A 13,128-nucleotide genomic window follows, 5' to 3' on the forward strand; every position below is an offset into this window, starting at 1 on the left:
AGAGGCGCCTCGCTCGCAGCCAGCTGGGCAAGCAGCTCAGGGCTGATGGTCAACAAATCGCAACCCGCCAGCGCCGTGATCTGGCCCACGTTGCGAAAGCTCGCGCCCATCACCTCGGTGGCGATGCCGTGCTTTTTGTAGAACTCGTAGATGGCGCGCACCGAACGCACGCCCGGGTCGTTGGGGCCGGCCATCGCGGCCTCATCCCAGCCCGCACCGGCGGATTTTTTGTACCAGTCGTAGATACGGCCCACAAAGGGCGAGATGAGCTGCACCTTGGCCTGTCCGCACGCCACGGCCTGGGCAAACGAAAACAACAAGGTCAGGTTGGTGTGGATGCCGTCGCGCTCCAGCCGGGCCGCGGCCTGGATACCTTCCCAGGTGGAGGCCACTTTGATCAGCACGCGGTCCACGTGCACGCCCTCGCCCTGGTACAGGTCGATGATGCGACGCGCACGGGTCACCGTGGCCTCGGTGTCGAAACTCAGGCGTGCATCGACCTCGGTGGACACGCGGCCGGGAATGAGCTCCAGGATCTCGCAGCCGAAACGCACCAGCAAACGGTTTGTCACCTCGTCCAGCCCCTGCGCCCCGTGCTGCGCCACCGCGTCTTTCAGCAGGTGTGCGTACTCCGGCTTTTGCACCGCCTTGAGGATCAGCGAGGGGTTGGTCGTGGCGTCCTGCGGGGCAAACGCGGCGATCTGTTTGAAGTCGCCGGTGTCGGCCACCACGGTGGTGAATTGTTTGAGAGCATCGAGCTGGTTCATGAAGCGCATTATCGAACAGGTCAGGTAATAAAATTTCACCTCCCGCTGTAACCAGGTGCTCCCCATGCTCGACCGGATCAAAGCCTCCCTGCCCTCGCTGGCCCCCGCCGAGCAGCGCGTGGCCAAGCTCGTGCTGCTGGACCCGCGCACCTTCGCCAGCCTGCCCGTGACCGAGCTCGCCGACCGCGCCCACGTGAGCAAGCCCACCGTGGTGCGCTTTTGCCGCAGCATGGGTTACGACGGCCTCTCCGATTTCAAGCTCAAGCTGGCCGGCACGGTGAGCGAGGGTGTGCCCTTCATCCACCGCAGCGTGGACGTGGACGACAAGACCAGCGACGTGCTGGTCAAGGTGATCGACAACACGGTGGCAGCGTTCCTGAAGTACCGCAACGACGCCTCGAGCCACGCGATCGAGAAGGTGGTGGATGCGCTGGTGGCGACCTACAAACACAAGGGCCGCATCGAGTTTTATGGCGCGGGCAACTCCGGCATCGTGGCGCAAGATGCGCAGCACAAGTTCTTTCGCTTGGGCATCAACGCCATCGCCTACAGCGACGGCCACATGCAGGTGATGAGCGCCTCGTTGCTCGGCCCCGGCGACTGCGTGGTGATCGTCTCCAACTCGGGCCGCACCCGCGACCTGATGGACGCGGCCGACATTGCGCGCAAGCACGGCGCCACCGTGATCACCATCACCACCAGCGGCACACCGCTGGCGCAGGCCGGCCACATCCACCTCTCGGCCGACCACCCCGAAGGCTACGACCGCTACAGCCCCATGACCTCGCGCCTGATGCACCTGATGGTGATCGACATCGTCGCGACTTGCCTCGCACTGCGCATCGGCGGCACCAAGCTGCAACCGCTGCTCAAGGAAATGAAGAACAACCTGAAAAGCAAGCGCTACGCCTGAGCGAAAGCGTCTTCGTCAGATCCGGCCTTCTTCCACCGCGTGGCAGGCGATGCGGATTCCGCCCAGGGTCAGCAGGTTGGGCGGCTCGCTCCTGCAGCGATCGTTGGCGTGCGGGCAGCGCGGGTTGAAGGCGCAGCCAGTGGGCGGGTTCAGTGGATTGGGTACTTCGCCTGAAACCGGCGTGCGCGCGCGGCCCGTGTCGTGCATCTTCGGAATCGCGTCCAGCAGCATGCGCGTGTACGGATGGCGCGGGATGTCAAACAGGGTGTGCTTGGGCGCAAGCTCGACCAGCCGGCCCAGGTACATCACACCCACCTGGTCGCTCACGTGGCGCACCACGGCCAGGTTGTGGCTGATGAACAGGTAGGTCAGGCCGCGTTCGCGCTGCAGGTCCTTCATGATGTTGAGCACCTGCGCCTGCACGCTCACGTCCAGCGCGCTGGTGGGCTCGTCGCACACCAGAAACTCCGGCTGTGTGGCCAGGGCACGCGCAATCGAGATGCGTTGGCGCTGTCCGCCGCTGAACTGGTGCGGGTACTTCACACGGTCCAGCGGTGAGAGGCCGACCGACTGCAACAACCCGTCGACCCGATCGCGCAGCTCGGCTGCTTCGGTCACGATACCGTGTTCGCGCAACGGTTCGGCCACGATGTCTTCCACGCGCCAGCGCGGATTCAGGCTGGCGTAGGGGTCCTGAAAAATCATCTGGATGCGCCGGCGCAGTTGGCGGCCCTCGGGTGCCTTGAACGCGGCGTGCGCGTCTTGCCCGTCGAACTCGAAACCGCCGCGCGTGGGCTCGTGCAAACCCACCAGCAAACGCGCCACGGTGCTCTTGCCGCAGCCCGATTCGCCCACCAGCGCCAGCGTCTGGCCGCGCGGTATGTCAAAAGACACGCCATCGACCGCGCGCAGCAACTGGCGCGGCTGGCGCTCGATCACGCGGTTGAGCCAGGGCGCGGAAACGTCGAAGGTCTTGGCCAGGTCGGTGGCGCGCACCAGTGGTGCGGCGCTGGCAGCGTCCAGGGTGGCGGCGGACACGGCGGCGCGGGTCTGGGCGGTCTGCAACCTGGCCGCCTCGGCTTGCACCGCCCGCTCGAACATGTCGGCACTCATGCCACGGCCTCCGCGTTGGTGTGCAGCCAGCAGGCGACCCGTGTCGCGCTCGCCGTCAGCAGATCGGGGCGGTCCACGTGGCAGCGGTCAAACGCTTTTTCGCAGCGCGGGTTGTAGGCGCAGCCCGCTGGAATCGCGTTGAGGCGCGGCATCGCACCGTCGATCTGGTGCAGGCGCTCGCGGTCCACGCTCATGTCGGGAATGCAGGCCATCAGACCCGCGGTGTAGGGGTGGGCCGGGTGGTTGATGACGTCGTGCACCGGTCCGATCTCGGCAATGCGCCCCGCGTACATCACGGCAACCCTGTCGCAGGTTTCTGCGATCACGCCCATGTCGTGCGTGATCAGCATCACCGCCGCACCGCGCTGCTGGCAGATGGTTTTGAGCAGCGTGATGATCTGCGCCTGGATCGACACGTCCAGCGCGGTGGTGGGCTCGTCGGCCACGATGAGCTGCGGCTCGGCAGCGAGGGCCAGCGCGATCACCACCCGCTGGCGCATGCCGCCACTGAACTGGTGCGGGAAGTGATCAATGCGCTGCTCGGCCGCCGGGATGCCGGTGTCTTTCAGCAGTTCGATGGCGCGTTTGCGCGCCTCGGTCTGTGTGACCGGCAGGTGGGTGGTGATGGTCTCGATGAGCTGGCGGCCCACCGAGTACAGCGGGTTGAGCGAGGTCAGCGGGTCTTGAAAGATCGCGCCGATCTGGCGCCCGCGAATCTTGCGCATGGCGTCGGCCGGCAGGTTGTCGATGCGCTGGCCGCGCAGCAGGATCTCGCCCGAGGCCACACGACCCGGTGGCTCCAGCAGACCAATGATGGAAGCACCGGTGAGCGATTTGCCCGCACCGGACTCGCCCACCACACCGAGGATTTCACCGGGCGCGATGTCGAAGGAAATGTCGTCCAGTGCGCGCAGCGTGCCGCGGCGGCCAGGGAATTCGACGACCAGGTTCTTGACTTGAAGCAGGCTCATGCGGTCTCGGAGAAAGAAGCGATCCGCCGCAGGGCCGCCCCAAGGCGGATCAGCCCCCACGGGGGGCAGCGACGACACGAAGTGCGGAGCGTGGGGGTCATCGCAGTCTTGGGTTCAATGCATCGCGCAACCAGTCGCCGAGCAGGTTCACGCTGAGTGCGATCAGCACCAGCATGGCGCCGGGGAAGACCGTGATCCACCACTCGCCGGAGAACAAATAGTCGTTGCCCACACGGATCAGCGTGCCCAGCGAGGGCGAAGTGGGCGGTGCGCCCACGCCGAGGAACGACAGCGTGGCCTCGGTGATGATGGCCGTGGCCACCTGGATGGTGGCCAGCACCAGCACCGGGCCCATGACGTTGGGCAAGACGTGGCTGCGCATGATGCGCAGCGGCGCCACACCGGTCACGCGCGCGGCCTGCACGTATTCCTTGCTGCGCTCCACCATCGTGGAGCCGCGCACGGTGCGCGCGTACTGCACCCAGCCGGTGAGCGTGATCGAGATGATGAGCACGCCAAAGGCCAGCGCATCGTGCGCGTTGGGAAACAGCGCGCGGCCCACACCGGCGATCAGCAGCGCCACCAGGATGGCGGGAAACGACAACATCACGTCGCACAGGCGCATGAGCACGCTGTCGACCCAGCCACCCAGAAAACCTGCGGCCAGACCCAGGGACACGCCGATCACCACCGACAGCACCACCGAGGCGAACCCCACCGCCAGCGAGATGCGCGCACCAAACATCAGCGCCGAGAGGATGTCGCGGCCCTGGTCGTCGGTGCCCAACAAGAAATTGCGCGAACCCTCGGGACTCCAGGCCGGCGGCAGGCGGGCGTTGGAGAGTTCGAGCGTGGCGAGATCAAACGGGTTGTGCGGCGCCACCCACGGCGCAAACACCGCACAAAACACACAGACGAACGCGATCACCGCCGCCACGATGGCGGTGGGCGAGGTGCGAAAACTGTGACCGACATCGCTGTCGAACCAGCGGTGCAAAAGAGAGATCAATGTGGAATCCGAAAAGTGCAGCGAGTGAGAAGGCGCCAGCCCAGGGCTCGCAAGGGTCCGGCTCCGCCGGCCCAAGCGAGCGCCCCCCACCGGGGGGAAGCCGCCGCAGGCGGCGCAGGGGGGGCTTCTATTTCAAGGACATGTAGCGAAACGGCATGAAGTTGTCGGCGATCTGCGCCAGCGTCACGTTGTTCGCGACACCCCAGGCCAGCGCCTGCTGATGCAGCGGCAGGTGCCCGATGTCGTCGGCGTGCAGCTTGAAGGCCTGCTTGATCAAGGCGTCGCGTTTGACTTTGTCGGTCTCGGACTGGATCTGCGCGCTCAGTTCGTCCAGCCTGGGGTTGCAGTACGCGCCCAGGTTGAACTGGCCACTGCCTTTGTCGTCCACGCAGCGGACCAGGGCGTTGAGCGCGTTGTGCGAATCGTAGGTGCCCGGCGTCCAGCCCAGCAAATAGAAGCTGGTGTCGCGCTTGAGGATCTTGGGAAAGTAGGTGCCCTTGGTCTCGGTCTGCAACTGGATCTTCACGCCCACGCGCGCGAGGTTCGCCGCCACCGCCTGGCAGATCGCGCCGTCGTTCACGTAGCGGTCGTTCGGGCAGTTCATGGCCACCTCGAAACCATTGGGGTAGCCCGCCTCGGCCAGCAGTTTTTTTGCCGCCTCGGGGTCGTGCGGCAGCCGCGTGTTCATCGACTCGTCAAAGCCGTTGATGCCGGGGCCCACCAGCAGCCCCGTGGGCCGGGACGCACCACGCATCACGGTGCGCTGGATGCCGTTGATGTCGATCGCCTGGTAGAAGGCCTGGCGCACGCGCTTGTCCTTGAACGGGTTCTTGCCCTTGACGTTGGAGAACAGCAGTTCGTCGCGTTTCTGGTCCATGCCCAGGAAGATGGTGCGCAGCTCGGGGCCTTGCATGACCTTGCTCTTGCCGCCAGCGTTGATGCGCGCAACGTCCTGCAGCGGCACCGGCTCGATCACATCGACCTGGCCCGAGAGCAACGCGGCCACGCGGGTGGAGTCGTTGCTGATCGGCGTGTACTCCACGTTGATCACGTTGCCTTCGATCTTTCCCCAGTAGTTGCCGTTGCGCACAAAGGTGGTCTTGATGTTGGGCTGGCGCTCGCGCAGGCGAAACGGGCCGGTGCCGTTGGCGCGGAACGAGGCTGCGTTCTCGATGCCCTTGCGACGGTCCACAGGCCGGGTGGCCTGGTTCTCCTCTGCCCACTTCTTGTTCATCATGAAGAGCAGGGAGATCACGTCCGGCAGGATGGGAAACGGTGACTTGGTCTCGATGTCGACCGCGAAGTCGCCCGCCTTGCGTACCTCCTTGATGTCGTTGGTGTAGCTGCGCATGTCGGAGCCCTCACCGGCGGCACGCGCAAAACTGAACAGCACGTCATCGGCCGTGAACGGTGCACCGTCGTGGAATTTCACGCCCTTGCGCAACTCGAAACGCCACCCGTTGGGCGAGGTCTGCTTCCAGCTGGTGGCCAGGCCCGGCACCAGCCCGAGGTTGCGGTCGCGCGCCACCAGGGGCTCATACACGTTGCTGGTGACGCTGAGCTGCAAAGACTCGTTGAGCGAATGCGGGTCCATCGAGAGCGCGTCACCCTGGTTGCCGATGCGGATGGTCTGGGCCTGCGCTGCGCACAGGGCCAGAACGGTGCCCACCAACAGACTGGCCGCCCGCGTTGTCTTGAACTTCATGCATCGCTCCTTGCTGGGTTGGAAATGTGGGAGGCAGGGCTCTCGTGCAGCGGCATGCCCTGCTCGATCAGCCCGGCGTGCAGGGCTGCGCCCAAAGGCAGCACCTCGTCGTTGAAGTCGTACCGGCTGTTGTGCAGGTAGCAGCCACCCATGCCGCTTTCCAGTCCCTGGCCCAGGCGCAAATACGCACCGGGTTTGACCTGCAGCATGAACGAAAAGTCCTCGGCACCCATGCTTGGGTCCATGTTGCGATCCACGTGGTCGTGGCCCAGCAGCCGTTGCGCCACATCACCCGCAAAGCGGGCTTCAGCGGCGCTGTTGATGGTGGCCGGGTAAACGCGCTCGTACTTCACGTGGGCCGCAGCGCCCAGGCCGAGCGCCACGCCCGAGCACACCTCCTGCAGGCGCTGCTCGATCATGTTCTGCACCTCGGCGTTGAACGTGCGCACCGTGCCCACCAGCGTGGCCTTGCCCGGCATCACGCTGTAGGCGCCCAGGTCACCGGCCTGCATGGCGCAGATGCTGATGACCGCGCTGTCGATGGCGCGCACGTTGCGCGAGACGATGCTCTGCACGGCTGTGATGATGTGCGCCGACACCAGCACCGGGTCCACCGTCTGGTAGGGGTGCGCACCGTGGCCGCCCTTGCCGGTGATCTCGATGGTGATGCGATCGGCCGAGGCCATCATGGGCCCGGGGTTCACGCCCACCGTGCCCGGTTTCATCTGAGGCCAGTTGTGCATGCCGTAGACCGACTGCACCGGGAAGCGCTCGAACAAGCCGTCTTCAATCATCGCCTTGGCGCCGGCAAAACCCTCTTCACCGGGCTGAAAGATCAGCACCGCTGTGCCGTCGAACTGGCGCGTCTCGGCCAGGTAGCGCGCTGCACCCACCAGCATGGTGGTGTGCCCGTCGTGACCGCAGCCGTGCATCATGCCGGGCCGGGTGGACTTCCAGGCAAAGTCGTTGTGCTCGGTCATGGGCAAGGCGTCCATGTCGGCACGCAGGCCGATCATGCGGCCGCTCTCGCGGCGCTGGCCACGAATCACCGCTACCACACCGGTCTTGCCGATGCCGGTGTGGACCTCATCCACACCGCACACCTTGAGCGACTCCACCACGCGCTGCGCGGTGTAGTGCTCCTCAAAGCCGATCTCGGGGTGCGCGTGCAGGTCGCGGCGCAGCGCGGTGAGCTCGGGGTGGAACGCCGCGATGTGCGCGAACGCGCGGCCGTGGGCTTTGATGCGGGAGGTCAACATATCGGTTCAGGCTCAGTGGCCGCCAGACCTCTCCACGCGCAGGCGCGGATCGACGGCGAAGTACAGCAGATCGACGATCAGGTTGATCACGACAAAGATCAGCGCAATCAAACAGAGGTAAGCAGCCATCACCGGAATGTCGGCGAACGTGACCGCCTGGATGAACAGCAGCCCCATGCCCGGCCACTGGAACACCGTCTCGGTGATGATGGCAAACGCGATCAGGCCGCCAAGCTGGAGCCCGGTGATGGTCATCACCGGCACCAGCGTGTTTTTCAGCGCGTGGCCGAAGTGCACGGCGCGGTCCGTGAGCCCGCGGGCGCGCGCGAACTTGATGTAGTCGGTGCGCAGCACCTCCAGCATCTCGGCGCGCACCAGCCGCATGATCAGCGTGAGCTGGAAGATCGCCAGCGTGATGGCCGGCAAGGTGATGTGCAACCAGCCCTTGGACGTGAGCAGACCGGTGGACCACCAGCCCAGCTGGACCACGTCGCCCCGGCCGAAACTGGGGAACCAGCCCAGGTTCACGGCGAACACCAGAATGAGCAGGATGCCGATGAGGAAGGTGGGCAGCGACACACCGAGCAGCGACACCGTCATGAACACCTGGCTCATGAAGGTGCCGCGCTTGAGCGCCGCATACACCCCCATCGGGATGCCCACCGCCAGCGCCAGCACAGCGGCCACCATGGCCAGTTCCAGCGTGGCGGGGAAGCGCTCGGCGATCAGGCGCGACACCTTGGCACCCTGGCGCAGGCTCAGCCCGAATTCACCCTGCACCGCGTTGGCCAGGAAATGCCAGAACTGCACGAAGAAAGCCTGGTCGAGGCCGAGGTCGGCGCGCAGCTCGCGGATCTGCTCGGCGGTGGCGTCCTGCCCCAGCAAAAACACCACCGGATCGCCCACGTACTGGAACAGCATGAACGCGATCAGCGCAACGCTGACCATGACGATCACGGCCTGCGCCAGGCGCCGAAGAATAAATGCAAACATCGTGGGTACAAATGAAGAGAGGGTCGCACCTCGATGTGAGCGACCCCCTATCGAACGGCCGAAATCAGTTTACCTTGATCAACCGCCAGTCCAGCCGGTTGTCCGCACGGTGCACCACGTCAATGTTCTTCTTCATCGCCCACGGAATCACCTGGTTGTGCAGCGGAATGTGCGCCACATCGTCGTTTTGCAAAGCGAGGGCCTTGGTCAGCAGTTCGGTGCGCAGCTTCAGGTCGGTCTCCTTCTTGGTGCGCTCCACCAGCGCGTCCATCTGGGGGTTGCTGTAGCGGCCCACGTTGTAGTTGCCGTCACCGCCCGCGCCCACCGAGCGCACCAGCGACTGCAGGCTGTAGAGCGCATCAAAGGTCGGCACGCCCCAGCCCAGCATGTAGATGCTGGCCTCGTAGCGCTGGATCATGGGGAAGTAAGTCACCAGCGGCAGCGTGCGCAGCTTGGCCTTCACGCCGACGCGCGCCCACATGGACGTGACGGCCTGGCAGATTTGCTCGTCGTTGATGTAGCGGTTGTTGGGGCAGGCAAAGTCCACCTCGAAGCCGTCGGGGTAGCCCGCATCGGCCAGCAGCTTTTGCGCCGCGACCACATCAAACGGATACCGTTTGTGCACCGCGTCCGTCCAGCCATTGACCTGCGGCGCCACCAGCGCGCCGGTGGGTTGGCCCAGGCCGCGCAAGGTGACGCGGGCGATGGTGTTGATGTCGATCGCCTGGTAGAGCGCCTTGCGCACACGCTGGTCTTTCAGCGGATTTTTGCCCTTGATGTTGCTGCCCGGCAGTTCGCTGCGGAACTGGTCCATGCCGAAGAAGATGGTGCGGTTTTCGATACCGTCGACCACCTTGAGCTTGCCCTCGGCGCGCACGCGCGGCAGGTCCTGCGGGCTCGGGTCGAGCACCAGATCGACCTCGCCCGAGAGCAGCGCGGCCATGCGCGTGGCCACCGCCTTCACCGGCGTGTAGATCACCTCGGTCACGTTTCCATCGGACTTGGCCCACCAGTTCGGGTTGCGCGTGAGCACCATCTTCTGGTCGGGCTGCCACTCTTTCAGCACAAACGGGCCGGTGCCGTTGGCGTTGCGGTGGGCGAAGTTTTCTTCCTGCGTCTTGATGTCTTTTGGCGACGTCGTGTTGTTCTTCTCCGACCACGCCTTGCTCATCATGCGCAGCTCGGTGAGCTGGTTGAGCAGCACCGGGTTGGGGTCCTTGGTGAAGATGTCGATGGTGTTGGCGTCCACCTTCACCACACGGTCGATGCCCTGCGCGTAGATGCCGAAGTTCGAGGTCTTGGCCATCGCGCGTTCGATCGAGAACACCGCGTCGTCGGCCGAGAAGGTGGAGCCGTCGTGGAACTTCACCCCGGTGCGCAGATTCAGGCGCAACTGGGTGGGCGTGACCTGCTTCCACGCCGTGGCCAGGATCGGCTCGGGCTTGAAGGTCTTGCTGTTGTAGTACACGAGCGATTCGTACACCGCCGCATGGATGCCGTTGGACAGCGCATTGTTCTGCGAATGGATGTCCCAGGTCGGGATGTCGCTTGCACTGGTCCATTTGAACGTTTTGGCCTGCAACCCGCCTGAGCTGAGGGCCAGCGCGGCTGACAAAGCGGCAAGGCGAAGCGTCGAAACACATGCATTCATGATCACATCCCTGAACAGTTGAACTGGCTGGGACTATGCAACAAACGTTCCCGTCTTCGAGCCGGGCTAACCCGAATCGACAACCCGGGCAGCTTGCAGATCAGCGCGCCGGGACTGCGTTTTCCAGCGTCAGCGCGCCGTACCAGGCGGTGAGTGCGCTGCTGGTGTTGTCCGTGTCGGTCATGAGCGCGACCACGCGCAGCGGCCCCGGCTCTTCACCAAACACCAGCCGATAGTCGGCCTGCACGTCGCGCACATGGTCGCGCCAGCGACCCAGCTCGCCCGGGCCACTGTCGAGCACCAGTTTGCGGATGCGGTCGGTTCGCGGATTCACCACCACCGTGCCCGGCGCCTCCTTGTTGCCCCACACATACATCAGCGTGGCAAACGGCAACTCTTCACCGGTGAGCAACCGGGTCATTTCCGAGAGGCGGTGCGTCTTCGGCGTCCACCGCGAGCGGTCGCCCTCAAAGCCCAACACCACCCCCACCGGCGAGTCCGAAGCCTCCGCCGCTGCCAGATCGGCCGCGAGCGGCAAAGCGTCCACCTTCCAGGAAAACGACAGGCGACCGGGCATTGGCAGCGGGGACTCGAACCGCCGCCGCAAGATGCTCACCGAGCTGTCTGCATGCACACGCAACGACGGCCGAGCCAGCGCCACCACCGGCTCGTAAGCCACATAACGCTTGCCCGGCAACGCAAACGGCTGCCAGGGCACGGTGCTGGACGGCGTGGTCAACAGCAGATGCGCCGCCCGACTCAAAGCCAGCTGCCGCCCGGAACCGTGTGCTTCACCAGCACCATCGACCACGTCCGGCGGCACCGAGCAAGCCACCAAGCCAAAGACGCACGTCAGCAAACCCACCCAGACGCCCAGCCTCGGCTTGAAAAAGAAGGTGCTCACGAACGAACAGGACAGGCTGTGGCGCATGTTGCAAAGAAGTCAAAAATAACCACCGACCGATTCATATTCGACTTTTATGTAATCTTTTGAATTAAATTTCAAATCCGAAGCCCGTCATCGGGCTTCCGTGTCAGATGCGACGTGGCAAACAAGCCATTCGGGCCTGGCACGTTCAAACCATCTCAAAAATTGGAGGTCCCATGATCAAGAAATTTCTCGCCAGCCTGCTCGCATTGCTCGCGGCCGTCAGCTTCGCCGCCGTCGACATCAACAAGGCCACACCAGCCGACCTCGACAGCATCAAAGGCATCGGCCCCAGCACCTCCACCAAAATCCTCGACGAGCGCAAAACGTCACCGTTCAAAGACTGGGCCGATCTGATCCAGAGGGTACCCGGCATCGGTGACAAACGCGCAGCCAAGCTGTCGTCCGAAGGCCTGACCGTGAATGGTGACGCATTCAAACCCACTGCCAAGCCAGCAACCGAGAAAAAGCCCACCGACAAGAAGCCCGCAGCCACTGCCACCAAGTGACCCGGCAAGTCACACACCCATAAAAAAACCCACCGTGTTGCCACGGTGGGTTTTTGCTTCTGTGTCAGACAGCTGGCAGAGCCAGCAGACCGATCAGAACGAGTGGCTCAGACCCACGAAGTAGCGGGTGGTCTTGGTGACCGAAGCGCCTGCTGCGGTTTCTTCCTCGGCCTTCGTCAGGCCAGCGTACGTGAAGGTGCGCTTGGACAACGAGTACTTCACAGCAGCAGAGTAGCCGGTGGTGTCGTTCTGGTCAGCGCCATTCAACTTGACCTGCGACTCAGCGTAGCCCACACCCAGCGACAAAGCGGAGCTCAGCGGCATGTCAGCACCGATGTTCCACTCGTTGGCCTTGGCGTTGCCTGCGACTGCGCTGGAAGTAGCCTTCACGGTGTTGTAACCGGCGATGACACGAGCGATACCGAAGTCGTATGCACCGTTGATCAGGGTGTAGGTGCGCTTGCTAACTTGTGCACCCAGCAAGCCCGACAGGCTGGTTTGGTCGGTGAAGATGCCGACCGCGGTAGCTGGAGCAACTGGAACGGCCGCGTTGTTGTCTTTTTCGATCTGGTGAGCGACACCAGCAGCGATCGGGCCGTTGGCATAGTTCAGGCTGAACGAAGTCAGGTTGGAAGCTTTGGTGGTTGCGGTCTTGTCTTCGCCGAAAGCGTAAGCCACAGAACCGGTCAGGCCGCCGAAGCTGGGGGTGTTGTAGCGGATGCCGTTGCTGGTGCGGTCAAAGTAACCTTCCCACACGTTGAACGACGAAGCGAAGTTCGCGTTGAACGTGTCGTTGATCAGAGCGCGCGTGTCGTCGTACGGGGTCCAGACGCGGCCCAGTTGCACTTCACCGAAACCACCCGACAGGCCCACCCAGGCTTGACGGTCACCCAGGCTGGAAGCGGAAGGAGCATCCACGCCCACAGAGGTCTCGAGCTGGAAGTTGGCCTTCAAGCCACCGCCCAGGTCTTCCGTGCCTTTGAAACCCAAACGGCTGGTGGCAAAGCCTTCGTTGCTTGCCATCTTGCCGAAGCTGCCGGAGGAGACGCCGGCATTGGTGTCTTTCTGCGAACCGACCCACACGTCAGCCAGACCGTAGATGGTCACGCTGGACTGGGCCATGGCGGCGCCGGAAGCGGCCAGAACGGCCAGAGCGATCAGGGACTTGACCCGTCCTGAATTGAGTTGACACCCGGACGGTAGATCCAAGCCGGGGCTTACCCGGCCAACGACGCCCGATGCACTGCATCGGGCGTTTGCATTTTGAGCGACGAATGAGGTCGCTCGTGGTTGTAGATGTGCACCGACTG

General features: G+C 64.1%; 13 protein-coding genes. 2 read left to right on the forward strand and 11 right to left on the reverse strand.

Features of this window, described 5'->3' with window-relative positions; all coding sequences use genetic code 11:
* Nucleotides 1-767: transaldolase (locus ACN4F8_RS16280; RefSeq protein WP_419474519.1), on the reverse strand; the 767-nt coding region annotated here is incomplete at its 3' end.
* A 64-nt stretch (nucleotides 768-831) separates the two neighbouring features.
* Here ACN4F8_RS16280 and ACN4F8_RS16285 point away from each other — a divergent pair.
* Nucleotides 832-1,680, forward strand: a complete 849-nt coding sequence (locus ACN4F8_RS16285; RefSeq protein WP_069047569.1) for a MurR/RpiR family transcriptional regulator — start codon at nucleotides 832-834, stop codon at nucleotides 1,678-1,680.
* A 15-nt stretch (nucleotides 1,681-1,695) separates the two neighbouring features.
* Here ACN4F8_RS16285 and ACN4F8_RS16290 read toward each other — a convergent pair whose 3' ends face one another.
* The 8 genes from ACN4F8_RS16290 to ACN4F8_RS16325 all read right to left on the reverse strand — a co-directional run bounded on the left by ACN4F8_RS16290 (nucleotide 1,696) and on the right by ACN4F8_RS16325 (nucleotide 11,312).
* A complete protein-coding gene (locus ACN4F8_RS16290) occupies nucleotides 1,696-2,793 on the reverse strand; it encodes an ABC transporter ATP-binding protein (RefSeq protein ID WP_419474520.1) in 1,098 nt (365 codons plus the stop codon).
* Nucleotides 2,790-3,764, reverse strand: a complete 975-nt coding sequence (locus ACN4F8_RS16295) for an ABC transporter ATP-binding protein (protein WP_419474521.1) — start codon at nucleotides 3,762-3,764, stop codon at nucleotides 2,790-2,792. Before ACN4F8_RS16295 ends, ACN4F8_RS16290 begins: the two co-directional genes overlap by 4 nt.
* Before the next feature lie 97 nt (nucleotides 3,765-3,861).
* A complete protein-coding gene (locus ACN4F8_RS16300; protein ID WP_419474529.1) occupies nucleotides 3,862-4,770 on the reverse strand; it encodes an ABC transporter permease in 909 nt (302 codons plus the stop codon).
* A gap of 130 nt (nucleotides 4,771-4,900) precedes the next feature.
* A complete protein-coding gene (locus ACN4F8_RS16305; protein ID WP_419474522.1) occupies nucleotides 4,901-6,478 on the reverse strand; it encodes an ABC transporter substrate-binding protein in 1,578 nt (525 codons plus the stop codon).
* A complete protein-coding gene (locus ACN4F8_RS16310) occupies nucleotides 6,475-7,737 on the reverse strand; it encodes a M20 aminoacylase family protein (protein WP_419474523.1) in 1,263 nt (420 codons plus the stop codon). The genes ACN4F8_RS16305 and ACN4F8_RS16310 overlap by 4 nt, the downstream gene beginning before the upstream one ends.
* Nucleotides 7,738-7,749: 12 nt before the next feature.
* Nucleotides 7,750-8,730, reverse strand: coding sequence for an ABC transporter permease (locus tag ACN4F8_RS16315; protein WP_419474524.1), 981 nt, complete (start codon nucleotides 8,728-8,730; stop codon nucleotides 7,750-7,752).
* 64 nt (nucleotides 8,731-8,794) lie between these two features.
* On the reverse strand, nucleotides 8,795-10,381 hold the full coding sequence (locus ACN4F8_RS16320) for an ABC transporter substrate-binding protein (protein WP_419474525.1): 1,587 nt from the start codon (nucleotides 10,379-10,381) through the stop codon (nucleotides 8,795-8,797).
* 100 nt (nucleotides 10,382-10,481) lie between these two features.
* Nucleotides 10,482-11,312 carry a DUF3047 domain-containing protein gene (locus ACN4F8_RS16325; protein WP_419474526.1) on the reverse strand — a complete coding sequence of 277 codons (831 nt, stop codon included), beginning with the start codon at nucleotides 11,310-11,312 and terminating at the stop codon, nucleotides 10,482-10,484.
* 173 nt (nucleotides 11,313-11,485) lie between these two features.
* On the opposite strand from ACN4F8_RS16325, the gene ACN4F8_RS16330 reads away from it, so the two are divergent.
* Nucleotides 11,486-11,818: a ComEA family DNA-binding protein gene (locus tag ACN4F8_RS16330; protein WP_419474527.1), complete on the forward strand. Its 333-nt coding sequence runs from the start codon at nucleotides 11,486-11,488 to the stop codon at nucleotides 11,816-11,818.
* A 93-nt stretch (nucleotides 11,819-11,911) separates the two neighbouring features.
* Here ACN4F8_RS16330 and ACN4F8_RS16335 read toward each other — a convergent pair whose 3' ends face one another.
* Nucleotides 11,912-12,940 (reverse strand): porin, encoded by a 1,029-nt coding sequence (locus tag ACN4F8_RS16335; RefSeq protein ID WP_419474528.1) that lies wholly within the window; start codon nucleotides 12,938-12,940, stop codon nucleotides 11,912-11,914.
* Between the two features lie 95 nt (nucleotides 12,941-13,035).
* On the reverse strand, nucleotides 13,036-13,122 hold the full coding sequence (locus tag ACN4F8_RS16340) for a hypothetical protein (protein ID WP_419474530.1): 87 nt from the start codon (nucleotides 13,120-13,122) through the stop codon (nucleotides 13,036-13,038).
* Nucleotides 13,123-13,128: the final 6 nt, after the last annotated feature.

It is taken from the genome of Hydrogenophaga sp., assembly GCF_048549895.1.
GTDB lineage: Bacteria > Pseudomonadota > Gammaproteobacteria > Burkholderiales > Burkholderiaceae_C > Hydrogenophaga.